Origin of the sequence: Sulfuricaulis sp. (genome assembly GCF_040901545.1) — a bacterium.
GTDB lineage: Bacteria > Pseudomonadota > Gammaproteobacteria > Acidiferrobacterales > Sulfurifustaceae > Sulfuricaulis.
Window position 1 is genome coordinate 36,432 of the sequence record NZ_JBBDYL010000069.1, and the last position, 20,796, is coordinate 57,227.

31 protein-coding genes, 1 pseudogene and 1 CRISPR repeat array are annotated in these 20,796 nt (G+C 58.0%); all 32 genes and pseudogenes read right to left on the reverse strand.

Annotation, left to right across the window (positions count from 1 at the left end; all coding sequences use genetic code 11):
* Window positions 1–1,190: direct repeats of the CRISPR family, unit length 29 nt; unit sequence GTGTTCCCCACGCGCGTGGGGATGAACCG.
* Between the two features lie 15 nt (window positions 1,191–1,205).
* On the reverse strand, window positions 1,206–3,689 hold the full coding sequence (locus WD823_RS14330) for an EAL domain-containing protein (protein WP_368430178.1): 2,484 nt from the start codon (window positions 3,687–3,689) through the stop codon (window positions 1,206–1,208).
* Between the two features lie 6 nt (window positions 3,690–3,695).
* Window positions 3,696–4,427, reverse strand: a complete 732-nt coding sequence (locus WD823_RS14335; RefSeq protein ID WP_368430179.1) for an S-adenosyl-l-methionine hydroxide adenosyltransferase family protein — start codon at window positions 4,425–4,427, stop codon at window positions 3,696–3,698.
* Window positions 4,428–4,543: 116 nt separating this feature from the next.
* Window positions 4,544–4,840, reverse strand: coding sequence for an EAL domain-containing protein (locus WD823_RS14340; protein ID WP_368430180.1), 297 nt, complete (start codon window positions 4,838–4,840; stop codon window positions 4,544–4,546).
* A gap of 90 nt (window positions 4,841–4,930) precedes the next feature.
* Window positions 4,931–6,163: an HD-GYP domain-containing protein gene (locus WD823_RS14345; RefSeq protein ID WP_368430181.1), complete on the reverse strand. Its 1,233-nt coding sequence runs from the start codon at window positions 6,161–6,163 to the stop codon at window positions 4,931–4,933.
* A gap of 437 nt (window positions 6,164–6,600) precedes the next feature.
* Window positions 6,601–6,945: pseudogene (gene rplQ, locus WD823_RS14350) on the reverse strand (50S ribosomal protein L17); the annotation flags it as partial.
* Between the two features lie 21 nt (window positions 6,946–6,966).
* The gene (rpoA, locus tag WD823_RS14355) at window positions 6,967–7,980 is read right to left on the reverse strand and encodes a DNA-directed RNA polymerase subunit alpha (RefSeq protein ID WP_368430182.1); all 1,014 of its coding nucleotides are present in this window, start codon (window positions 7,978–7,980) and stop codon (window positions 6,967–6,969) included.
* 29 nt (window positions 7,981–8,009) lie between these two features.
* Window positions 8,010–8,636, reverse strand: a complete 627-nt coding sequence (gene rpsD, locus WD823_RS14360) for a 30S ribosomal protein S4 (protein WP_368430183.1) — start codon at window positions 8,634–8,636, stop codon at window positions 8,010–8,012.
* Between the two features lie 101 nt (window positions 8,637–8,737).
* Complete coding sequence (gene rpsK, locus WD823_RS14365) at window positions 8,738–9,160, reverse strand: 30S ribosomal protein S11 (protein WP_368430184.1); 423 nt, start codon at window positions 9,158–9,160, stop codon at window positions 8,738–8,740.
* Between the two features lie 16 nt (window positions 9,161–9,176).
* On the reverse strand, window positions 9,177–9,557 hold the full coding sequence (rpsM, locus tag WD823_RS14370; protein ID WP_368430185.1) for a 30S ribosomal protein S13: 381 nt from the start codon (window positions 9,555–9,557) through the stop codon (window positions 9,177–9,179).
* Between the two features lie 120 nt (window positions 9,558–9,677).
* Window positions 9,678–9,791 carry a 50S ribosomal protein L36 gene (gene rpmJ / locus WD823_RS14375; RefSeq protein WP_096361292.1) on the reverse strand — a complete coding sequence of 38 codons (114 nt, stop codon included), beginning with the start codon at window positions 9,789–9,791 and terminating at the stop codon, window positions 9,678–9,680.
* Between the two features lie 33 nt (window positions 9,792–9,824).
* A complete protein-coding gene (secY, locus tag WD823_RS14380) occupies window positions 9,825–11,171 on the reverse strand; it encodes a preprotein translocase subunit SecY (protein ID WP_368430186.1) in 1,347 nt (448 codons plus the stop codon).
* On the reverse strand, window positions 11,171–11,605 hold the full coding sequence (gene rplO, locus WD823_RS14385) for a 50S ribosomal protein L15 (RefSeq protein ID WP_368430187.1): 435 nt from the start codon (window positions 11,603–11,605) through the stop codon (window positions 11,171–11,173). Before rplO ends, secY begins: the two co-directional genes overlap by 1 nt.
* A 2-nt stretch (window positions 11,606–11,607) precedes the next feature.
* Window positions 11,608–11,793, reverse strand: a complete 186-nt coding sequence (gene rpmD / locus WD823_RS14390; protein ID WP_368430188.1) for an uL30 family ribosomal protein — start codon at window positions 11,791–11,793, stop codon at window positions 11,608–11,610.
* Window positions 11,794–11,806: 13 nt separating this feature from the next.
* Window positions 11,807–12,316, reverse strand: a complete 510-nt coding sequence (rpsE, locus tag WD823_RS14395; RefSeq protein WP_368430189.1) for a 30S ribosomal protein S5 — start codon at window positions 12,314–12,316, stop codon at window positions 11,807–11,809.
* A gap of 10 nt (window positions 12,317–12,326) precedes the next feature.
* A complete protein-coding gene (gene rplR, locus WD823_RS14400; RefSeq protein WP_368430190.1) occupies window positions 12,327–12,683 on the reverse strand; it encodes a 50S ribosomal protein L18 in 357 nt (118 codons plus the stop codon).
* An 18-nt stretch (window positions 12,684–12,701) separates the two neighbouring features.
* Complete coding sequence (rplF, locus tag WD823_RS14405) at window positions 12,702–13,235, reverse strand: 50S ribosomal protein L6 (RefSeq protein WP_368430191.1); 534 nt, start codon at window positions 13,233–13,235, stop codon at window positions 12,702–12,704.
* Between the two features lie 11 nt (window positions 13,236–13,246).
* Window positions 13,247–13,639: a 30S ribosomal protein S8 gene (rpsH, locus tag WD823_RS14410; RefSeq protein WP_368430192.1), complete on the reverse strand. Its 393-nt coding sequence runs from the start codon at window positions 13,637–13,639 to the stop codon at window positions 13,247–13,249.
* A 90-nt stretch (window positions 13,640–13,729) separates the two neighbouring features.
* Window positions 13,730–14,035 (reverse strand): 30S ribosomal protein S14, encoded by a 306-nt coding sequence (gene rpsN / locus WD823_RS14415; RefSeq protein ID WP_368430193.1) that lies wholly within the window; start codon window positions 14,033–14,035, stop codon window positions 13,730–13,732.
* Between the two features lie 9 nt (window positions 14,036–14,044).
* Window positions 14,045–14,584: a 50S ribosomal protein L5 gene (gene rplE / locus WD823_RS14420; protein WP_368430194.1), complete on the reverse strand. Its 540-nt coding sequence runs from the start codon at window positions 14,582–14,584 to the stop codon at window positions 14,045–14,047.
* 106 nt (window positions 14,585–14,690) lie between these two features.
* Window positions 14,691–15,011: a 50S ribosomal protein L24 gene (rplX, locus tag WD823_RS14425; protein WP_368430195.1), complete on the reverse strand. Its 321-nt coding sequence runs from the start codon at window positions 15,009–15,011 to the stop codon at window positions 14,691–14,693.
* A gap of 137 nt (window positions 15,012–15,148) precedes the next feature.
* Window positions 15,149–15,517, reverse strand: coding sequence for a 50S ribosomal protein L14 (rplN, locus tag WD823_RS14430; RefSeq protein ID WP_368430196.1), 369 nt, complete (start codon window positions 15,515–15,517; stop codon window positions 15,149–15,151).
* Window positions 15,518–15,605: 88 nt separating this feature from the next.
* Window positions 15,606–15,872, reverse strand: a complete 267-nt coding sequence (gene rpsQ, locus WD823_RS14435; protein ID WP_368430210.1) for a 30S ribosomal protein S17 — start codon at window positions 15,870–15,872, stop codon at window positions 15,606–15,608.
* Window positions 15,873–15,876: 4 nt separating this feature from the next.
* Complete coding sequence (gene rpmC, locus WD823_RS14440) at window positions 15,877–16,065, reverse strand: 50S ribosomal protein L29 (protein WP_368430197.1); 189 nt, start codon at window positions 16,063–16,065, stop codon at window positions 15,877–15,879.
* A gap of 11 nt (window positions 16,066–16,076) precedes the next feature.
* Window positions 16,077–16,487 (reverse strand): 50S ribosomal protein L16, encoded by a 411-nt coding sequence (gene rplP, locus WD823_RS14445; RefSeq protein ID WP_368430198.1) that lies wholly within the window; start codon window positions 16,485–16,487, stop codon window positions 16,077–16,079.
* 6 nt (window positions 16,488–16,493) lie between these two features.
* On the reverse strand, window positions 16,494–17,186 hold the full coding sequence (gene rpsC, locus WD823_RS14450; RefSeq protein WP_368430199.1) for a 30S ribosomal protein S3: 693 nt from the start codon (window positions 17,184–17,186) through the stop codon (window positions 16,494–16,496).
* Complete coding sequence (gene rplV / locus WD823_RS14455) at window positions 17,186–17,569, reverse strand: 50S ribosomal protein L22 (protein ID WP_368430200.1); 384 nt, start codon at window positions 17,567–17,569, stop codon at window positions 17,186–17,188. The genes rpsC and rplV overlap by 1 nt, the downstream gene beginning before the upstream one ends.
* 17 nt (window positions 17,570–17,586) lie before the next feature.
* Complete coding sequence (gene rpsS, locus WD823_RS14460) at window positions 17,587–17,874, reverse strand: 30S ribosomal protein S19 (RefSeq protein WP_368430201.1); 288 nt, start codon at window positions 17,872–17,874, stop codon at window positions 17,587–17,589.
* A gap of 13 nt (window positions 17,875–17,887) precedes the next feature.
* Window positions 17,888–18,712, reverse strand: a complete 825-nt coding sequence (gene rplB / locus WD823_RS14465; protein WP_368430202.1) for a 50S ribosomal protein L2 — start codon at window positions 18,710–18,712, stop codon at window positions 17,888–17,890.
* Window positions 18,713–18,738: 26 nt separating this feature from the next.
* The gene (gene rplW, locus WD823_RS14470) at window positions 18,739–19,113 is read right to left on the reverse strand and encodes a 50S ribosomal protein L23 (RefSeq protein ID WP_368430203.1); all 375 of its coding nucleotides are present in this window, start codon (window positions 19,111–19,113) and stop codon (window positions 18,739–18,741) included.
* Window positions 19,110–19,727: a 50S ribosomal protein L4 gene (gene rplD, locus WD823_RS14475; RefSeq protein ID WP_368430204.1), complete on the reverse strand. Its 618-nt coding sequence runs from the start codon at window positions 19,725–19,727 to the stop codon at window positions 19,110–19,112. Before rplD ends, rplW begins: the two co-directional genes overlap by 4 nt.
* A gap of 12 nt (window positions 19,728–19,739) precedes the next feature.
* Window positions 19,740–20,408 (reverse strand): 50S ribosomal protein L3, encoded by a 669-nt coding sequence (gene rplC, locus WD823_RS14480; RefSeq protein ID WP_368430205.1) that lies wholly within the window; start codon window positions 20,406–20,408, stop codon window positions 19,740–19,742.
* A gap of 10 nt (window positions 20,409–20,418) precedes the next feature.
* Complete coding sequence (gene rpsJ, locus WD823_RS14485) at window positions 20,419–20,730, reverse strand: 30S ribosomal protein S10 (RefSeq protein ID WP_368430206.1); 312 nt, start codon at window positions 20,728–20,730, stop codon at window positions 20,419–20,421.
* Window positions 20,731–20,796: the final 66 nt, after the last annotated feature.

Consider the following 20,796-nt stretch of genomic DNA (forward strand, 5'->3'; position numbering starts at 1 on the left):
GTGTTCCCCACGCGCGTGGGGATGAACCGGCGTTTTTCAGCCCTTCATGCGGGGGAGAAGTGTGTTCCCCACGCGCGTGGGGATGAACCGCGGCGATGGCCGATTATGGCGTGCTCGGGGAAGTGTTCCCCACGCGCGTGGGGATGAACCGACATTGGCCGAGGCCGGGGGCGGGTTGAAAAAGTGTTCCCCACGCGCGTGGGGATGAACCGCGGTGGACGTGCCGCCCCCGACCTCCCTCGGGGTGTTCCCCACGCGCGTGGGGATGAACCGTATTTTCCCGACGGCATCATGGGGCGCTACGCGTGTTCCCCACGCGCGTGGGGATGAACCGGTTACTTTTATCACCGTATCGGGAAACTTTGTGTGTTCCCCACGCGCGTGGGGATGAACCGCGATTGGCTGGAAGTATCCCGGTTGCTGAAAGGTGTTCCCCACGCGCGTGGGGATGAACCGTTCCCGGAGAATTGCCACATCTTTACGTGGATGTGTTCCCCACGCGCGTGGGGATGAACCGCCGGTATAGATCGGGTCGTCTGACGTGTTTCAGTGTTCCCCACGCGCGTGGGGATGAACCGACAAATTGCCGGTCCTGCCTGGAAAAATTATTGTGTTCCCCACGCGCGTGGGGATGAACCGATTCATCTCGCCACGCCGCGAATATCTGGACTGTGTTCCCCACGCGCGTGGGGATGAACCGATACCCCAGCCTGCGCATTCCCTTGGGGACGCGTGTTCCCCACGCGCGTGGGGATGAACCGGCCATCCGGGCTTTAGGCAATCTAGGCGGCAAGTGTTCCCCACGCGCGTGGGGATGAACCGACCGATCAGGGCGCCGACGACCCGAGCCAGGCGTGTTCCCCACGCGCGTGGGGATGAACCGCCCAATCGCACATCGCCTCCTCTATTTGAACCGTGTTCCCCACGCGCGTGGGGATGAACCGTCAAAGCGAACGGAACCGCCGATACCGCGTCGGTGTTCCCCACGCGCGTGGGGATGAACCGGCCACGGCGAGGCCGGTATTTTTGTATTCCTCGTGTTCCCCACGCGCGTGGGGATGAACCGATATATCTTCACTGTTGCTGAGCAGGTTCGTGGTGTTCCCCACGCGCGTGGGGATGAACCGGCCGTGCGCGACTCCGCCAACCAGATCGAATCGTGTTCCCCACGCGCGTGGGGATGAACCGGCGCCATACCGGGTAAATTAACCTACCATCTCGCGGGCACGCACGCGGACCGCGTCCCATTCCTGTTCCGGCAGCTGCAATATCTGGTGCAGCGGTTTCGGTGTATCGATTCCGCGACCCTGGGCGTAATCGACGCCCATTTCCCGCAGCTTGTTCAATATCGATGCTTTTTCGACCGATTCGGCGACGGTGGTAATACCCATGACATGGCCGATCTGGTTGATGGCATCCACCATGGCGAGGTCCACGGCGTCCTCGATCATGCCCTCGATGAAATCGCCGGCGATCTTGAGGTAGTCCACCGACAAACTCTTGAGATATCCAAAAGAGGACAGGCCGGATCCGAAATCGTCAAGGGCAAATTGACACCCCATGCCCTTGAAACGCGCGATAAAGTCGCGCGCCCGCGCCAGGTTGGCGACCGCCGCCGTTTCGGTGATTTCAAAACAAATGGTTGCCGGATTGATCCGGTGCTGGGCGAACTGCTGCATGACGAATTCCAGGAATGTGTCGTCCCCCAAGGACTGGCCGGAAAGGTTGATGGCAAAACGGGTGCCAACGGCAGTTCCTTGTTTCGCGGAACGCGTTTGGCTTTTTTCCAGCATCGCGAATACCGTGCTGATCACCCATCGATCAATGGAAGGCATGAGATGATAACGCTCGGCCGCGGGGATAAACGCCGCGGGTAACACCAGGTCTTCGTCCTGGACCCGAACCAGGATTTCATAAAATCGGCCGGTCGAGGTGGGCTCTTGGTTCAGCGGAATGATAGCCTGACAATAAAGATCGAAGCTGTTGTTCTCAAGACCTTCCCGTAACCGCTGGACCCACTGCATCTCGCCGCGCCGTTTGGCCAAAGCCCGGTCTCCCGGCTGATAAATGTGAATACGGTTGCGGCCATGATCCTTAGCCACGTAACAGGCGGAGTCGGCTGCGCTGAGAACTTCCGTGATACTTCCGCTGTCGTGTTGTATGGGTACGAGGCCAATCGAAACGCCTATTTCAAACGTACGCCCTTCCCACAAAAAACGGAAATCCTTGACTGACTGACGCAGGAGATCGGCGATCTGATGCGCCTTGTCGATGGTGCAATCTTCCAGCACGACGCCAAATTCATCGCCCCCGAGCCGCGCAAGCACGTCACTGGCACGTATCTCCTTTTGCATATGATGTGCCAGCTGTTTCAGCAGCTCATCGCCCGCAATATGCCCGCAAGTATCATTGACGATCTTGAATTGATCGAGATCCATATAAAGCAATGCGTGATCCTTGTCTCCGGTATGCGCTTTCTGGAGAACCTGCTGCAACCGGGTCTCGAATTCGCGGCGGTTCAGTAGCCCTGTGAGGGGATCGTGGCTCGCCAGAAACGCCATTCTCCGGGCCATGCCCTGGATTTCCGTGACATCATGAAACACCACGACGGCGCCGAGAATCACCCCGTCGCGATCGCGGATAGGCGCCGCCGAATCCTGAATCTCGATCTTCCCGCCGTCATGACTCATCAGGAGGTGGTGGCTGTCGTGTCGAATCACGCGTCCTTCCTGGAGACAGTAATGAATCGGATATTCCTCCAGCCGATTCGAATCCTCATCGAAAATCTTGAACACCTCGGCGAGCGGCAATCCCTGAGCGTCTGCTTGCTTCCACTCCGTATATTGCTCGGCCACCGGATTCATGTAGACGATCTTCCCGGCGGCATTGGTGGTAATCACTCCGTCGCCGATGGATTCCAGCGTGACCTGTGCGCGCACTTGTTCCAGAAACAAGGCATCCTCCGCGCGCTTCTTCTCCTTGTCCCGCGCTTCCTGCAATGCCGCGGCCATGGCGTTGATGCCGTCTTCGAGCCGGCCCACCTCACCGCTCGATTGAGTGGCCACACGGTAATCCAGTTCCCCATGCTTGATTTTTTCCACGGCTTTGGTCAGCGCCAGCACCGGTTGCGTGACCGTCCGCGCCATCCGCAGCGCAAACACGACGGTCACCACCAGCCCGATCAGAACAATGAGCAGGCTCTGAATGAGGATTTTGTTTTGCTCCGTCTGCAGCGCGGCCCCGGACAGCGAAACCGAAACCCAGCCTACCTGTTTTTTACGAGCCCCGGTCGAAACCTCCTCTTGGGCGGTCGGTTCGCGTTGATACACCGGCGCGAGGAACTTGTACCGCGATATTTCCGGTAGCGGCGATGACTTGCCTTTTGTCTCCTTGAGTGTCGCGCTGGCCAGGATTTTTCCGTTCATGCTGGAAACCGATACCGCCAACACGTCCTTCTCCCGCAATGCCGACTGCGCGATTTTCACCAACTCTTTCCGATCGACCGGGGACATGGCATCTTCGCAGTCCACAGCCAGGCGTGCCGCAATGGTCTGGCCGCGGTTTTGCAAGGCCAGTTCCAGATCCTGAATCCGGGCATTGGTGAAATGCAGGGACAGCAGCAGCACCGCCACGGTGAGCGGGGCGAGCGCCAGAAACAGCACGCGTTTCTGCAAATTCCACGCTTTCATGCGAATTTATCTCTTAACAAACTTGATGGGGTCACCCACCTTGAAACCAAGCCGCAGCGACGCGTTGGCCCGGTGGGCGGCAATCTCGACCAATCCATTGGCGTTTGCATACCAGAAGACCGTTCCCGGCGGCACCGCTGAAAACACGCGCGCGGGTTTCACCACTTTCCCTCCGATGTGCAATGACATTTCCGTACCGGCCACTTTAGCACGCCAACCGGTGATGCCATTGCCATAATGATCCACATACAGAATTTCGGCCAGATCATCCGGCCACGGCGGCCCTTCCGGAGCCGTCAGCGCCGCCGGTTCGGAATCCGGTAACTGGCCGCCTGCCAGCTTCGCCGCCACCGGTGCAAACAGATCGCGCCCGTGAAAACTAGCGGATAGCTCCGGCGGCCGCCAATTTATGACGCGGCATTCACAGGCGCCCGCGCGCCGCTGCACCATCTCGAACAGCCCGTTGTCCGGGCCGACAAACCAGTGTCCGTCCGCCTTGAGTAGGACCGGGCGGCGCTCACCACCCACACCCGGGTCGACCACGCAAACGAAGATGGCGCCCGGCGGGAATTCGGGCGCATAAACCGGCAGCAAATAGGCCCCCGCACGGATATTAAAAACGGGCACCGAGTGAAACAGGTCAATTACCCTTACCCCAGGGGCTTCCCGGGCGAGCACGGCATGCATCTGGCCGATATAGGGGTCTTTGAGGCCGAAATCGGTGAAAAGTACGATCACGGGTGAGATAGTAACAGCTTTCCCCGCGGTGGGCGGCGCGCACCTCGCGGTGAAGGGTGCGTCCGGCCTACGTCTTAAGGGAAATGACCGGGGGGGGAAATCAGTGTCGAGCCGGATCAACCGGCCGCGGCCCGGGGACAGGTCCGCAGCGCCCACGGGGATTCGCGCAGCCACTTGACCAGGTCCGCGGCCGGCATCGGCCTGGCGAAGTGGAATCCCTGCGCGCGATCACATCCCAGCTCAGCCAGCTGTTCGAGAATCAGCTGACTCTCGACACCCTCGGCGGTGACGGCGATTTCAAAATGGATCAGCATGATACCCAGCAGCGAGCCGTCGCGGCGGCTCCGGTCCACGTACCGCTGCAGCTCGCCCACGAAAGACGATCGATCCTGTTTTGGAATTGGAAAACTCAAAATGGACTCCTGCCTACACCCCGCGATTCGGGGTATTCCGCGGCTACCGCACAGCCCCGGCGGTTGGCAAAGCAGCTTTTGTTGTCCACATTAATCCTCGAGATAGTACTCTCTGGGGTTGATGCCATGCGTACCGGGCGGGAGTACACTGGCGATCTCCAGGTCATTCCTGGACGTTTCACGGTCCAGATCGATGGTTTCAAAATTCTTCAGGGCTATTTTGTTTTTATCCAAGATCAACATGATTTTCGGACGCAGTCGCCGCACGCGGTTTTGCGCAATGATAATCGCCACTTCGCCGCTGACCATCTCCACCAGGCTACCGGTCGGATACACTCCGAGACACTGAATGAACTGTTCGACCAGTTCCTCCTGGAACGCCGAGTTGCGGGCGTTATACAACACTCGCAGTGCCTGGTGTGGAGAAATCGCCTGCTGGTAGGAACGATCGCTGGTGATGGCGTCATAGCAATCCAGGATGCCGGCAATGCGGCCGAACAGGGGGATGCCGGTACCACGTTTACCCGCGGGATAACCGCTGCCGTCGAATCGCTCGTGATGGGCCCCGACCATGGCAATCATTTCCGCGCTGGTGCCCTGGATCTTGGTAACAATTTCGACTCCAAAATCAACATGCCTTTTCATCGCCTTGAATTCTTCCGGTGACAGCCGACCGGGCTTGTTCAACAAGTCATCGGGAATCTTCACCTTACCGACGTCGAACAACAGTGCACCGGTGCCAAGGGTTATCAGACTTTCGCGCGGCAGGCCGAGGTGCCGACCGAACATGACAGCGAGGGCGCAGGAATCGACGGAATGGGTGTAGGTATAGGCGTCTTTTTGCTTGATGTGCATCAACCACGCAAACGCATCCGGGTTGCGCAGAATGCTTTCCATCAGATCGATCACGACATTGTGGATCACAACCAGCTTAAGCGCGCGCCCCAGCTGCAGGTGCCCCATCATTTCAACCACGGTCTCCGTGGCCTGCCGGTGTATTTCTTGTGCCACGACCAGCTCTTCCTTGACGCCCGTGGAATCCTTGTACACATTGTCGCGCTTGGGGTGGCCGCAGATTTTTTTCAGCTCTTCGTCCAGCGCAGCTTCCTTGACGGCGCGCTTGGCGTTATCCGGCGGGTTGTAGCGCAAGGTATCGACATAGACATACTGGAATTTTTTTCGCAGCTCCTCGATCTGCTCCAGGGTAGTGACGTAAAAGCCCTGGAACAGCACGTCGGCCTCGCGCCACGGACGATCCAGCATCGAGACGTACATGCCCGGCTTGAGATCAAGGGTACTGATCTTCTTTTTGGTAATGGTCATTTAACGCGTTATCCCGCCAAAGTTGAGCATTTCCCCCGCACCCATCATTAATCTGCATGCAAAGCATATACCACAATAGTTAGCCGGATTTGGCTTTGAAATGAGTTAGTTAAATTGCAATGCGGGCAGGCAGCGAGACACCTGCAGCGTTTTTCGTGGCGGTCGGCGACACCAGGGCGTGGCGGGGAAGCGCGGGCAGATTGAAGCCGTGAGATTCCGGCTTTTATCGTTTGTTCCGACTTGCTGTATCAGGCGGATTTCTTGGTTTTTGACTTGGTTTTCGAGGCTTTCTGCTTGGGGGCGCGTTTCTCGGACTTAGCTTTACCTTTGGCCGATTTGGCGCCCTTGGCCTTGGTTTCCTTGGGTTCGGCTGCCGCCGCCGTGACGCCATCGGCGGCCGGTTCCGCGACGGCCGTTTCGGCCGCGCGCTGTTCGGTCAGCTGCACCAGCGCCATGGGCGCGGAGTCGCCGCGGCGGTAACCCGTCTTCAGGATTCGCAGGTAGCCGCCCGGACGGTCCTTGAAACGCACGCCCAGATCATCGAACAACTTGCCCACCATCTCGCGGTCGCGCAGCCGTGAAAACGCCAGCCGGCGATTGGCCAGCGAGGCGGTTTTGGCCAGCGTGATGAGCGGTTCAGCCACACGACGCAGCTCTTTCGCCTTGGGAAGCGTCGTCGCCAGTTGCTCATGCCGCAGCAGGGAAACCGCCATGTTGCGGAACATGGCCTCGCGATGGCTGCTGTTGCGATTGAATTTACGGCCGCGCTTGTGGTGACGCATGATTTAACCTTTTTGGCGCTGTCAGAAACCGGATTCCTGCTGTTCCGGTGTCTTTTCCCGGTCCTTGAGCGAAGCCGGCGGCCAGTTCTCAAGTTTCATGCCGAGTGAAAGCCCGTGCTGGGCCAGAACGTCCTTGATCTCCGTCAGCGACTTCTTGCCGAGGTTTGGAGTTTTGAGAAGTTCGAATTCACTCCGCTGGATGAGGTCGCCGATGTAAAAAATGTTTTCCGCTTTGAGGCAATTGGCCGAACGCACTGTCAGTTCGAGATCATCCACCGACCGCAGCAGCAGCGGATCCATCTCAGGCTCACGTTTCTCTTCTGCCTTGGTTTCAGGGCTCTTGAGGTCGACAAATATCGAAATCTGATCCTGAAGGATGTTGGCCGCGCGCCGTACCGCTTCTTCGGGGTTGATGGCGCCGTTGGTTTCGATGTCCAGTACCAGCTTGTCCAGGTCGGTACGTTGTTCCACGCGCGCATTTTCGACAGTGTATGCCACGCGGCGGATCGGGCTGTAAGAGGCATCCAGCTGCATGACGCCGATGGAGCGCGCTTCGGCACCATCACGCAACGTGACGGGCTGGTAACCGCGTCCCCGGTTTACCTTGAGCTCCATGTTGAGCGTCATATCCTTGGTTAAGGTGGCAATCAAATGCTTTGGATCCACCACTTCCACGTCGTGTTCGAGCTGGATATCGCCGGCCGTCACAACACCCGGGCCTTTCTTGGAAAGTTTCAGCGTCACCTCCTCGCGGCCGTGCATGATGAGTGCGACGGTCTTGAGATTGAGCAGGATTTCGATCACGTCTTCCTGCACGCCTTCCAGGGTGGAATATTCATGCAGCACGCCTTCTATCTTAACCTCGGTGATCGAGCTGCCGGGCATCGAAGACAGCAGGATACGGCGCAACGCGTTTCCCAGCGTGTAGCCGAAACCGCGTTCGAGCGGCTCCAGGGTGATTTTCGCGTGCGTGGGCGAAAGCGTCTGCACGTCCACCAGACGCGGTTTTAAAAATTCGGTTGCGGAACTTTGCATGAGGGTACCCTCGTTAGATACGGATTACGTTACTTCGAATACAGCGCCACGACGAGACTTTCGTTGATCTCCGCCGGTAAATCGCTGCGATCCGGCACGTTCTTGAACGTGCCTTTCATGACTTTGACGTCCACGTCCAGCCATTCCGGAATTCCACGCTGCGCCGCGGCTTCGAGAGCGGCTTTGATGCGCAACTGCTCACGCGCCGGAGTGGCAATTTCGATGACATCGCTCGGGCGGACCTGGCAGGACGGGATATTCACCCGCTTGCCGTTGATCAGCACGGCGTTGTGCCGAACGAGCTGACGCGACTCGGCGCGGGAGATGCCAAACCCCATCCGGTAAACGACATTATCCAGACGGGATTCGAGCAATTTCAGCAAATCCTCGCCGGTCGAACCCTTGTGCCGCGCGGCTTCCGCGTAGTAATTCTCAAACTGGCGTTCAAGCACACCATAAATCCGGCGGAGTTTCTGTTTTTCGCGCAATTGCTTGCCGTAATCGGACAGCCGGCTTTTCTGCTGGCCATGCTGGCCGGGGGCGTAAGCGCGCTTGTCCACCGGACATTTCTCGGTGAAGCACTTTTCACCCTTGAGAAAGAGTTTTCCGCCTTCGCGCCGGCACTGACGACATTTGGAGTCAATATAACGCGCCACGATTAAAACCTCTTAGATAAATTACTTTCCGCAGAGGACACGGGAATGATCGAAATAACATTACCGGTCATTTTGTGCTCTGTGGTTGAAAGAAAAAACAGTTAAACCCGGCGTCGTTTCGCCGGACGGCACCCGTTGTGGGGCATCGGCGTCACGTCGATGATATTGGCAATTTCAAAACCCAGCGCATGCAACGCCCGTACCGCCGACTCGCGCCCCGGACCGGGGCCTTTAACGCGGACCTCGAGTGACCGTACTCCGTATTCCTGGGCCCCACGCCCCGCCTTGTCCGCCGCTACTTGGGCCGCGAATGGCGTGCTCTTGCGCGAGCCTTTGAAACCGGTGTTACCGCACGTGGCCCAAGCCAGCACATTTCCCTGACGATCGGTGATGGAGACAATGGTGTTGTTAAACGATGCGTGAACGTGTGCCACGCCCTCGGACACGCTTTTCTTCACGCGCTTTTTCGCCTTGGCCGGAGCCGTGGCGGCGGTTTCGGGCGTTGTGGTCTGATCGGTTGCCATAATTCCTATTCGGACCCTATTCGGTCGTTGGTTTGCCCGTGCCGCGGATCACGCTCTTGCGCGGTCCTTTGCGGGTACGGGCATTGGTCCGGGTACGCTGGCCCCGCACCGGCAATCCACGACGGTGCCGCATGCCGCGGTAGGTGCCGAGGTCCATGAGCCGCTTGATGTTCATCGACACGGTGCGGCGCAAATCGCCTTCCACCGTAACCTTCGCCACCTCGTTGCGGATTTTATCGACTTCCGCATCGGTCAGATCCTTGACCTTGGTGGAAGTTGAAACCCCCGAAGCCGCACAGATGTGGCGTGCGTAGGCCGCACCGATTCCATAGATCGATGTCAACGCGACCCAGATATGTTTCTGGTTCGGAAGATTGATGCCTGCAATTCGGGCCATTTCGTCTGTCTCCTGACTACCCCCCGGCGCGGGAAAGCGCGCAAGGGTACTGATTCATCTGTGAAAAATCAACCGTTTACTGTCAGAATTCCCGGTTAAACACGTTCGTGATTAGCCCCTTCAGCCCTGACGTTGCTTGTGGGTTGGGTCGGAACAGATCACGCGCACCACGCGCTTCCGCCGCACGATCTTGCAGTTACGACACATTTTCTTGACGGATGCTCTGACTTTCATCAATTCTCTCCTGTTGCTCGGAAATGTCCTCTATCAGCGCGGCAACCCCATCCCACCGGTCAGGTTCGCCTTGCGCAGCAGACTTTCATACTGGTGCGACATCAGCCTGGCCTGTACTTGCGCCATGAAATCCATGCATACCACCACCACGATCAGCAGGGAGGTGCCTCCAAAATAGAAGGGAACGTTCCATTTTACGATCATGAACTCCGGCAGCAGGCAAACCAGCGTCACGTAAATCGCGCCACCCAGCGTCAGCCGCGACAATACTCCGTCGACATAGCTCGCCGTTTGATCGCCCGGCCGGATACCCGGTACGAAGGCGCCGGACTTTTTCAGATTCTCCGCCGTCTCCTTGGGATTAAAAACCAAGGCGGTATAAAAGAAACAGAAAAAGATAATCGCCGAGGCATATAAAATCACGTAAATCGGCTGTCCCGGCGACAACGTGGTCGCAATATCGCGCAACCAGCTCATGCCCTCGGCCTGACCGAACCAGCTCACCACCGTGGCTGGCAGCAGTATGATGCTCGAGGCGAAGATCGGCGGGATCACGCCCGACATGTTGATCTTCAGCGGCAGGTGACTCGTTTGACCCGCCATCATATGACGCCCCTGCTGGCGCTTGGCGTAATTCACGGTGATGCGGCGCTGACCGCGTTCCACAAACACCACGAAGGCCGTCACGCCCAGCGCGATAGCGAACAAGATCAGCACGAACAGCGGCTGGAATGTGCCGCGGCTGGCGAGATCCAGCGTTTGCGCGATCGCTCCCGGCAGTCCGGCAACAATACCGGCAAATATCAGTATCGATATTCCGTTGCCGATGCCGCGCTCGGTCACCTGCTCGCCGAGCCACATCAGAAACATCGTGCCGCTCACCAGCGAAATCACGGTAATCAGTTTAAATCCAATGCCCGGTGCGATGACCACCGACATGCCCGCCGACGTCTGACTCTCCAGCGCGATGGCGATACCCAGCGCCTGGAAAGTGGCCAGTACCACCGTGCCGTAGCGGGTGTACTGGGTGATCTTCCGCCGCCCGCTCTCGCCCTCCTTTTTCAACTGCTCCAGCGTCGGAATAACCGACGTCATCAGCTGCATGATGATGGATGACGAGATGTACGGCATGATCCCCAACGCGAACAGCGAAAAGCGCTCCAACGCCCCGCCGGAAAACATATTGAACAATCCGACGATCGAGTTCTGCGTGCCCTCGAACATCTGGGCCAGCGCCACCGGGTTAATGCCCGGGACCGGTATATAGGTTCCGATGCGATAGACGATCAACGCGCCCAGGACGAAAAAAATCCGTTGCCGCAGATCCGTGAGCTTGCCCAAGCCCGCGAGACCGCCGAAGCTTCCAGACGGACTGCTCATCAGCCCTCGACCTTCCCGCCGGCCTTCACCACGGCTTCGCGTGCGCCCTTGGTCAACAGGATGCCGCGTACTGTCACCGGTTTCTCCAGCGAACCGGAAAGATAGACCTTCGCCCGCTCCGCCATTGCCGGGACAATATTGGCTTTCTTGAGTGCGGCCAGATCGATGACAGCCTCCCCGACCTTGGCGAGTTCCTGCAAACGCACTTCCGCCGTCAGGCCCTTCATGGCCGAGCGGAATCCGCGCTTCGGCAGGCGCCGCTGGATCGGCATCTGGCCGCCTTCGAAGCCGACCTTGTGGTAGCCGCCGGCACGCGCCGTCTGACCCTTATGCCCTTTGCCGCAGGTCTTGCCGAGGCCGGAACCGCCACCGCGTCCGAGACGTTTTGACGTTGTCTTGGCGCCGCGTGCCGGTTTCATGGAATTCAGCAGCATGTTCAGATTTCCTCGCACTTCACCAGATAAGATACTTTATTGATCATACCGCGCACGGCCGGAGTGTCTTCCAGTTCCACGCTGTGGCGCTGGTGCCGCAAACCAAGCCCGCGGACGGTGGCCATGTGTTTCTTGCCGGTACCAAAATAACTGTGCAGCAGGGTTACCCGAAGTTTCTTCTTGGCCATGATCGTTCGTCCGTTAACCGAGTATCTCTTCGACATGCTTGCCACGCTTGCGCGCGATCATGTCCGGACTGTGAATGGCCTGTAAACCCTTGATGGTGGCCCGCACGACATTCACGGGATTGCGCGAACCGATGCATTTCGCAAGCACGTCATGAATCCCCGCGACTTCGAACACGGCCCGCATGGCGCCGCCGGCGATGATGCCGGTACCCACGGAGGCTGGCCGCATCACGACCTTGGAGGCGCCGTGCGCGACCACGACTGCGTGGTGCAATGTCGGGCCCTTGAGTTCGACTTTCTTCATATTGCGGCGCGCGTTTTCCATCGCCTTGCTGACGGCGGCCGGGACTTCCCGCGCCTTGCCACGGCCGATTCCGACACGACCGGCGCCGTCACCGACCACGGTCAGGGCGGAGAAACCGAAAATCCGGCCGCCTTTGACGACTTTGGCCACGCGCCGGATGCTGATCAGTTTTTCCTGAAAATTATCGCCACGCCCATCTGTATCGGTGAAAGCTGCCACAATATATTCCTCAGAATTTCAGCCCGTTTTCGCGCGCGGCGTCGGCCAATGCCTTCACGCGTCCATGATATTTGAATCCGGAGCGGTCGAAGGCTACTCGCGTGATCCCCGCGCTCTTGGCCTTCTCGGCAATGCGTTTGCCGATGACCTTGGCCGCCTCGACGTTGCCGCCGTACTTGATCTGGCCGCGCATATCCGCTTCGACCGTGGAGGCCGCAACCAGCACCTTACTGCCCGTTTTTTCGATGATTTGGGCATAAATATGGCGCGGAGTGCGGTGCACGCACAGGCGATCGATCTGATTCTCGATGATCTTCCGCCGGGTGTGCAGCGCCCGTCGCTCACGTGGTTTTATTTCCCGTTTCATATTCCTGAGTCCATGCGATTACTTTTTCTTGGCCTCTTTCTTCACCACCGTTTCATTCAAATAGCGCACGCCCTTGCCTTTGTACGGTTCCGGCGAGCGATAGGAGCGAATTTCGGCGGCCACCTGGCCGACCATCTGCTTGTCTGCGCCCTTAATAATTAAATTCGTAAGGTCTGGTGCCTCGATCGAAATCCCGTTCGGGATTTCATACACAATCGGGTGCGAGTACCCCAGCGTCAGATTCAGCTTCTTGCCCTGCACCGTAGCGCGGTAACCCACGCCGATGATGGTAAGTTTTTTCTCAAAACCCTTCGCCACACCGGTGACCATATTATTGACCAGCGCCCGTGTGGTGCCCGAAACGGCGCGTGCCAGCGCTGAGTCATTGGTACGCTTGAATTTCAGCAAACTCCCCTCCTGCGTAACCTTCACCAGGGGATGTATGTCATGCTCCAAGTTCCCTTTGGGACCCTTCACGCTGATCTTGGCACCGCTTTGGGCCACTTGGATGCCGCTGGGAATTGCGACCGGATAATTTGCGATTCGGGACATGGTTTATGCTCTTATGAAACAACGCACAGAATTTCACCGCCGAGCCCGGCCTTGCGTGCCGCACGATCCGACATGATGCCACGAGAGGTGGAGACAATCGCCACTCCCGTCCCTCCGTTCACGCGCGGCAAGCTGGATTTACCTTCATACCGGCGCAGTCCCGGCTTGCTGGCTCGCTTGATGCTTTCAATGACCGGCCCGCCACTGTGATATTTCAAAATGACCTCTATCACGGGCCGGCCATTCACCGTGGTCTCCCGCAAGCCCTCGACATAACCTTCTTCCTGAAGCACCTTGACGATCGCAAGTTTGAGCTTGGAACCTGGCACGCGCACGCTGACCTTCTCGGCCATCTGGCCGTTGCGGATGCGTGTCAACATATCAGCTATCGGATCGGTCATCATAAAATCAGTCCCAAGTTATTTAAGTAGCAAGTAGCAAGAAAAGAATTTTTCATCCTTAGTTACTTGCTACTTGCCACTTGCTCCTGTTGTTCACCAGCTCGCCTTGGTCACACCCGGCGCTTCGCCGCGCATCATAACCTCGCGCAGCTTGCTGCGGGATAACCCGAATTTGCGATAATAACCGCGGGGACGTCCCGTGAGACTGCAACGATTGCGGCGGCGTATGTAACTTGAATCACGCGGCATCTTCTGCAGCGCCACCATGGCCGCGTGGCGTTCTTCTTCGGAAAGCTTCACGTTTTTCACCTTGTTGCGAAGTTCAGCGCGTTTGGCGGCATGCTTGGTCACCAGCGCCGCGCGATGCTTGTCACGATTGATCATGCTTTTCTTGGCCATGAAGAAACCTCAGCTGCGCAGCGGAAAATTGAATGCCACCAGCAATTCCCGCGCTTCGGCGTCGGTTTTAGCGTTAGTAGCGATGGTAATATCCATTCCACGGATGGTGTCGACCTTGTCGAAATCAATCTCGGGAAAGATGATCTGCTCCTTGATTCCGAGTGAATAATTGCCGCGGCCATCAAATGAACGCGACGGGAGGCCGCGGAAATCGCGAATACGGGGGATCGCGACACTGATCAGGCGATCCAGAAATTCGTACATGCGCGCACCACGCAGCGTGACTTTGCAACCAATCGGCCAGTTCTCGCGCACTTTGAAATTGGCGATCGACTTGCGCGCTCGTGTAATCATCGGCTTCTGGCCGGATATCAATGTCATATCATTCGCCGCATTATCGATCACCTTCTTGTCGGCCATCGCCTCGCCCACACCCATGTTGAGGGTGATCTTGGTGATCCGCGGCACCTGCATCACGTTCTGGTAGCCAAACTTGGCCTGCAACGCGGGCATCACGCTCTTGCGGTAATGTTCCTGAAGCCGTGCCATATAAAAAATTAACTCACTGATAGCCGTTTATATCTGGAAGATTTCACCTACTCCCCCTCTCCCGCGATAGTGGGAGAGGGCAAGGGGTGAGGGCTTCCTTAGAAAATTATTTCACGTCGGCGACTTCGCCGCTTTTCTTGAAATACCGTACCTTGCTTCCGTCTTTCATCATCCGCATTCCCACCCGCTCGCCCTTGCTCGTCGCCGGATTGCGCAAGGCGATGTTGGAAACATGGATCGGCGCCTCCTTGTCGATGATTCCGCCGGTCACGCCCTTGTTGGGATTCGGCTTGGTGTGGCGCTTGATAACGTTCACGTTCTCAACCAGCACGCGTTCGTCATCGAGCACACGCAACACCGTGCCCTGCTTGCCCTTGTCCCGGCCCGCCAGCACCATCACCTTGTCGCCCTTGCGAATCTTTTTCATATCCAACCTTACAATAGATTTTCACCAACTTCCCCTCTCCCTTAGGGAGAGGGCAAAGGGTGAGGGTGAGATTCCACCCTCATCCCCATCCCTTCTCTCTGAGGGAGAAGGGAGCGAGCCGAGCGCGCTGCGCGCGACTACAAAACCTCCGGCGCCAACGAGATGATCTTCATGAACTGCTCACTACGGAGTTCACGCGTCACGGGTCCGAAAATGCGCGTCCCGATCAACTCGCGTTTGGTGTCCAGGAGCACCGCGGCATTGGTGTCGAAGCGAATCAATGAACCGTCCGCGCGACGCACGCCCTTACGCGTGCGCACGATGACCGCATCGTAGACATCGCCCTTCTTGACCTTGCCGCGCGGGATGGCTTCTTTAACGCTGACCTTGATCACGTCACCGATACCGGCATAACGGCGCTTGGAACCCCCAAGCACCTTGATGCACTGCACCGTTTTCGCTCCGCTGTTGTCGGCAACCATCAGCAGGGTCTGCATCTGGATCATTATCCTGTCTCCGAACGACGCGCCCGACTATGCAAAAGCGGGCGATTATATCACTTGCGCTAAAATCAGCCAAAATTCAATGCCTTATTCAGACATCACGGGCCCGCTCCAGCACCTTCACCAGGCGCCAGGCCTTGGTCTTGGACAGCGGCCGACACTCTTCGATCTGCACCAAGTCGCCTTCCTGGCACTCGCGGGCCTCGTCATGCGCATGCAACTTGGAGTGACGCGTGACGATTTTGCCGTACAGCGGATGGCGGATGCGCCGATCCACCTGAACGGTAATTGTCTTGTTCATCTTGTTGCTGATCACGCGGCCGGTCGCCGAGCGCACGGTTTTGGTCTGTTCGCCCATGCCCTTATCCTGACTTTTCATTCATGATTGTGCGCAGGCGTGCGATGTTTCGCCGCACCTTGGCAAAGTTTGCCGTGTTCGACATTTGTCCAGTCGCCTTTTGCATGCGTAGGTTGAATTGCTCACGCAACAAATCGGTGAGTTCTTTCTTGCGTGCTTCGGTATCCATCTCTCGGTATTCTTTCGTTTTCATGATCTATCCGCCTACAGCGACCTGGCCACAAACATGGTTCGAACCGGGAGCTTGGCGGCCGCGAGCTTGAACGCTGCGCGCGCCTCCTGCTCGTTGATGCCTTCCATTTCGTACAGCACCGCGCCCGGCTTTACTTGAGCCACCCAGTATTCAACATTGCCCTTGCCGCTACCCATGCGAACCTCGAGCGGTTTCTTGCTTACGGGCTTATCCGGGAACACCCGAATCCATACACGCCCGCCGCGCTTGATGAAACGGGTTAGCGCCCGGCGTGCAGCCTCGATCTGGCGCGAAGTCAGACGGCCGCGGGTGGTGGACTTCAGACCGAACTCGCCGAAGCTCACCTTGTTGCCGCGCAGCGCCAGACCGCGGTTGCGGCCCTTCATTTGCTTGCGATATTTGGTTCGTTTGGGTTGCAGCATAATCGGTCACTCGTGCTTCAAGCGTACGCCTTTTTTCTGGGCTTCCGCGTCTTCCACCTTGGGGGCGTCCCGGTCAAAAACCTCGCCCTTGAATATCCAGACCTTCACGCCGATCGAGCCGTAGGTCGTGTGGGCCTCGGTAAAGCCGTAGTCGATGTCGGCGCGCAGGGTGTGCAGCGGGACGCGCCCCTCGCGATACCATTCGGTGCGCGCGATCTCGGCACCGTTCAACCGGCCGGCAACCATGACCTTGATGCCCAATGCGCGCAGGCGCATGGCATTGGTCACGGCCCGCTTCATCGCGCGCCGAAACATGATGCGCTTTTCCAGTTGCTGAGCGATGTTCTCCGCCACGAGCTGCGCGTCCAGTTCCGGCTGGCGCACTTCTTCGACCGCCAGTTGCACCGGACGGCCGGCCAGCTGGGTCATTTCCTGACGCAGTTTTTCGATGTCCTCGCCCTTCTTGCCGATCACGATGCCGGGGCGCGCCGTATGCACGGTAATATTGATGCTCTGTGCCGGACGCTCGATTATGATCGTGCTCACGGCGGCGTTTTTCAGCCTTTCCTTAAGGTAATCCCGCAACGCAATGTCAGAGAGCAGATTTTGGGTATAGGATTTGGTGCCGGCGTACCACTTGGCAGTCCAGTCACGGCTGATTCCCATGCGAAATCCGATCGGATTGATCTTCTGACCCATCAGCTGTCACTCCCTTTGTTTTTCGCCTTCGCCGTTGCCTTAGCATTTGCCTTAACATCGCTCACGGTTACCGTGATATGGCTGGTGCGCTTGAGAATGCGCACACCACGACCCTTGGCGCGGGCGTGAAACCGTCGCATCGTCGGTCCGCCATCAACCTGAATGCTCGCCACTTTCAACTCATCGACATCCGCGCCTTCATTGTGCTCGGCATTGGCGATGGCGGATTCCAGAACCTTGCGCACATGCGCCGCGGCCTTCTTACGGCTGAATTGCAGCAACTCCAGGGCGCGCGCGACCGGCAAGCCGCGAACCTGGTCCGCAACCAGACGTCCCTTCTGTGCGGAAACGCGCACGTATTTCAATATGGCGGTCGCATGCATGACTTATGTCTCTATTGTCACGTTGTTTCTTCCGTCGTGACCTTGCGATCACCCGAGTGAACCTTGAAGGTACGGGTGGCGGCGAATTCGCCAAGTTTATGCCCGACCATGTTTTCGGTTATCAGCAGCGGGACGTGCAGCCGTCCGTTGTGCACCGCGATTGTGAGCCCCACAAAATCCGGCGTGATGGTTGAACGGCGCGACCAGGTCTTGATCGGCTTCTTGCTGTTTTCCATGCGCGCTTTCTCCACTTTCGTGGCTAGATGCGCGTCGACAAATGGCCCTTTTCTGACTGAACGAGGCACGGTTCAGATCTCCTTATTTCTTGCGGCGATGAATAATCATCGCTTGAGTACGCTTGTTGGCGCGTGTCTTGTAACCCTTGGTCGGCTGCCCCCACGGACTCACCGGATGTCGTCCACCCTTGGTACGGCCTTCGCCCCCGCCATGCGGGTGATCAACCGGGTTCATGGCGGTGCCGCGCACGGTGGGACGCACGCCGCGCCAGCGTGAGGCACCCGCCTTGCCGAGTTTGCGGAGACTGTGCTCTGCATTACCGACTTCGCCGATAACAGCACGGCATTCTGCGTGCACCTTGCGCACTTCGCCGGAACGCAAGCGCAATTGGGCGAAGTCGCCGTCGCGTGCGACAAGCTGCAGGCCGGCGCCGGCGGCACGGCCGAGCTTCGCTCCGCCGCCCGGCATCAGCTCGACACCGTGCACGGTACTGCCCACCGGAATATTACGCAGTGGCAGACAGTTCCCCGGCTTTATGGGCGCCTCGGTACCAGAGTTTATTTCGTCGTTTACCGACACGTCCTTGGGAGCGATGATGTAACGGCGTTCGCCATCGGCATACAACACGAGCGCAATGTTGGCGCTCCGGTTCGGATCGTACTCAAGGCGCTCGACGCGACCGGGAATTCCATCCTTGTCGCGCTTGAAATCGATAAAACGGTAGTGGCGTTTGTGGCCACCGCCCTGGTGCCGGGTACAAATGCGCCCAAGATTGTTGCGCCCGCTGCCGCGGTTTTTCTTTTCCAGCAGCGGTGTGTGCGGCGCGCCCTTATGCAAGCCGGGGCTTGTTACCCGGACCATGGCGCGCACGCCCGCGGAGGTTGGTTTGATTTTGACCAGTGCCATTTCCTGAATTCCCGAATAATCCTGCGTTATTGCATCCCGACGAAATTAATGTCTTGCCCCGGCTTCAGGCGGACATAGGCCTTTTTCCAATCCTGACGACGGCCCGCCATGCGGCCCGTTTGCTTGTTCTTGCCTTTCACGTTCGTCACCGTTACCGCCTCGACCTGAACGTTGAACATCATTTCCACCGCTCGCTTGATCACCGGCTTGGTCGCGTCGCGACGCACCTCAAAAACCACCTGCCGGTTCTTGTCGGCCACCCGCGTGCTCTTCTCGGATACGTGCGGTGCCAGAATCACATGAAAAAGTTTTTCATCGTTTACTTTAACAGGCGGTGCCGACTTTTCATCCCGGGCGGCCGATTGGCGCGGATTCGGTTTTTTTCGCTTCAATACCGTCATGTGAGCAACTCCTCTAACTGCTTGATCGCGCCCTGCGTCAGGATCACTTTTTCATGACGGATCAGGCTCACCGGATCGGCTGCGCTGACCGCGAGCACATCCACCCCCGGCAAATTGCGCGCCGCCAGCGCCAGATTGTTGTCCCACGTGTCGGTGACGATCAGTACATCGGCGGATTCCAGCTTATTGAGTTTTTCCCATAACGCCTTGGTCTTGGGTTGATCCAGCTTGAATTCAGGCACGGACAGCAATCGGCCCTGACGCAGCAGCTCGGACAGAATCGAACGTAGCGCCCCACGATACATCTTGCGATTGACCTTGTGCGTGAAATTTTCATCCGGCGAAGCCGGAAAAACCTTGCCGCCGCCGCGCCACAACGGGCTGCGAATGGTGCCCGCGCGCGCCTGGCCGGTGCCTTTCTGGCGCCACGGTTTGCGGCCGCCGCCGCGCACTTCGGAACGGGTCTTCTGCTTGCGCGTTCCCTGCCGGCCGGTGGCTTGATAGGCCACCACGACCTGATGCACCAGTGGTTCGTTGAAAGCCGCCGCAAATACGGCGTCGGAAACCTGAAGCTCCGAAGGCGTTCCGTTACCGTTCATCATGGGTACTTTCATAAACCGATCCTTTTACTTCGTCTTGGCGGTTTTATCGGTTTTCCGGGCTTTGACGCTCGGGCGAATCACAACGTCCTGCCCCTTGGGTCCGGGAATCGCGCCTTTGACCATAATCAGGTTGCGTTCAGCGTCCAGTTGCATCACTTCGAGGTTAAGACAGGTCGCGGTGGCGTCACCCAGATGGCCGGCCATTTTCTTTCCCGGGAACACCCGGCCCGGCGTCTGCCTCTGGCCGATCGAGCCCGGCACCCGGTGTGAGAGCGAGTTGCCGTGGCTCGCGCGTCCGCCGCGGAAATGATGACGCTTGATGACACCCGCAAAACCTTTTCCGATCGAGGTGCCCTGCACATCCACGTGCTGGCCCACCTTGAATATATCGAGTTTGATTTCAGCGCCGGGCTTGAGATCTGCTGCTTCGTTCGCTTCCGGCCGGAACTCCCAGAGTCCACGCCCGGGTTCCACCCCCGCCTTGGCATATTTGCCTGCCATGGGTTTGGTCAGCCGATCTGCGCGACGCTTGCCAGAAGTTAATTGCACGGCACGGTAACCGTCGTTCGCCTCGTCTTTTACCTGGGTCACACGGTTGGCCGTCACCTCCAGCACCGTGACCGGCGTTGCATCGCCGGCCTCCGAGTACAGGCGGGTCATACCGATTTTTCGTCCAACGAGTCCAAGCGCCATGTCAGTTGCCTCAGGAAAGCTTGATTTCCACGTCCACGCCGGCGGCGAGGTCGAGTTTCATCAACGCATCCACGGTCTTATCCGTCGGGTCGATAATATCCATGATCCGTTTGTGCGTGCGCATTTCAAATTGGTCGCGTGACTTCTTGTCGCAATGCGGCGAACGGTTGAGCGTGTAGCGTTCCACCTTGGATGGCAAAGGAATCGGACCGTGCACGAGCGCGCCGGTCCGTTTCGCCGTATCGACAATCTCCGCCGCGGAACGGTCGATCAAGCGATGATCGAAGGCCTTGAGCCGGATTCTGATTCTCTGATTCGCCATTGCTAACTTTTCTCTGCCAATTGAGCTACTGGCCTATAAATCAGTTACAAGTAGCAAGTTACAAGT

Excerpts from the sequence above, each read along its gene's own strand:
- WD823_RS14330 (WP_368430178.1), bottom strand. The coding sequence starts at position 3,689 with ATGAAAGCGTGGAATTTGCAGAAACGCGTGCTGTTTCTGGCGCTCGCC.
- WD823_RS14345 (WP_368430181.1), bottom strand. The coding sequence starts at position 6,163 with ATGACCATTACCAAAAAGAAGATCAGTACCCTTGATCTCAAGCCGGGC.
- rpoA (WP_368430182.1), bottom strand. The coding sequence starts at position 7,980 with ATGCAAAGTTCCGCAACCGAATTTTTAAAACCGCGTCTGGTGGACGTG.
- rpsK (WP_368430184.1), bottom strand. The coding sequence starts at position 9,160 with ATGGCAACCGATCAGACCACAACGCCCGAAACCGCCGCCACGGCTCCG.
- rpsM (WP_368430185.1), bottom strand. The coding sequence starts at position 9,557 with ATGGCCCGAATTGCAGGCATCAATCTTCCGAACCAGAAACATATCTGG.
- rpmJ (WP_096361292.1), bottom strand. The coding sequence starts at position 9,791 with ATGAAAGTCAGAGCATCCGTCAAGAAAATGTGTCGTAACTGCAAGATC.
- secY (WP_368430186.1), bottom strand. The coding sequence starts at position 11,171 with ATGAGCAGTCCGTCTGGAAGCTTCGGCGGTCTCGCGGGCTTGGGCAAG.
- rplO (WP_368430187.1), bottom strand. The coding sequence starts at position 11,605 with ATGCTGCTGAATTCCATGAAACCGGCACGCGGCGCCAAGACAACGTCA.
- rpmD (WP_368430188.1), bottom strand. The coding sequence starts at position 11,793 with ATGGCCAAGAAGAAACTTCGGGTAACCCTGCTGCACAGTTATTTTGGT.
- rplR (WP_368430190.1), bottom strand. The coding sequence starts at position 12,683 with ATGAAACGGGAAATAAAACCACGTGAGCGACGGGCGCTGCACACCCGG.
- rplF (WP_368430191.1), bottom strand. The coding sequence starts at position 13,235 with ATGTCCCGAATCGCAAATTATCCGGTCGCAATTCCCAGCGGCATCCAA.
- rpsH (WP_368430192.1), bottom strand. The coding sequence starts at position 13,639 with ATGATGACCGATCCGATAGCTGATATGTTGACACGCATCCGCAACGGC.
- rpsN (WP_368430193.1), bottom strand. The coding sequence starts at position 14,035 with ATGGCCAAGAAAAGCATGATCAATCGTGACAAGCATCGCGCGGCGCTG.
- rplE (WP_368430194.1), bottom strand. The coding sequence starts at position 14,584 with ATGGCACGGCTTCAGGAACATTACCGCAAGAGCGTGATGCCCGCGTTG.
- rplX (WP_368430195.1), bottom strand. The coding sequence starts at position 15,011 with ATGAAAAAGATTCGCAAGGGCGACAAGGTGATGGTGCTGGCGGGCCGG.
- rplN (WP_368430196.1), bottom strand. The coding sequence starts at position 15,517 with ATGATCCAGATGCAGACCCTGCTGATGGTTGCCGACAACAGCGGAGCG.
- rpsQ (WP_368430210.1), bottom strand. The coding sequence starts at position 15,872 with ATGGGCGAACAGACCAAAACCGTGCGCTCGGCGACCGGCCGCGTGATC.
- rpmC (WP_368430197.1), bottom strand. The coding sequence starts at position 16,065 with ATGAAAACGAAAGAATACCGAGAGATGGATACCGAAGCACGCAAGAAA.
- rplP (WP_368430198.1), bottom strand. The coding sequence starts at position 16,487 with ATGCTGCAACCCAAACGAACCAAATATCGCAAGCAAATGAAGGGCCGC.
- rpsC (WP_368430199.1), bottom strand. The coding sequence starts at position 17,186 with ATGGGTCAGAAGATCAATCCGATCGGATTTCGCATGGGAATCAGCCGT.
- rplV (WP_368430200.1), bottom strand. The coding sequence starts at position 17,569 with ATGCATGCGACCGCCATATTGAAATACGTGCGCGTTTCCGCACAGAAG.
- rplB (WP_368430202.1), bottom strand. The coding sequence starts at position 18,712 with ATGGCACTGGTCAAAATCAAACCAACCTCCGCGGGCGTGCGCGCCATG.
- rplW (WP_368430203.1), bottom strand. The coding sequence starts at position 19,113 with ATGACGGTATTGAAGCGAAAAAAACCGAATCCGCGCCAATCGGCCGCC.
- rplD (WP_368430204.1), bottom strand. The coding sequence starts at position 19,727 with ATGAAAGTACCCATGATGAACGGTAACGGAACGCCTTCGGAGCTTCAG.
- rplC (WP_368430205.1), bottom strand. The coding sequence starts at position 20,408 with ATGGCGCTTGGACTCGTTGGACGAAAAATCGGTATGACCCGCCTGTAC.
- rpsJ (WP_368430206.1), bottom strand. The coding sequence starts at position 20,730 with ATGGCGAATCAGAGAATCAGAATCCGGCTCAAGGCCTTCGATCATCGC.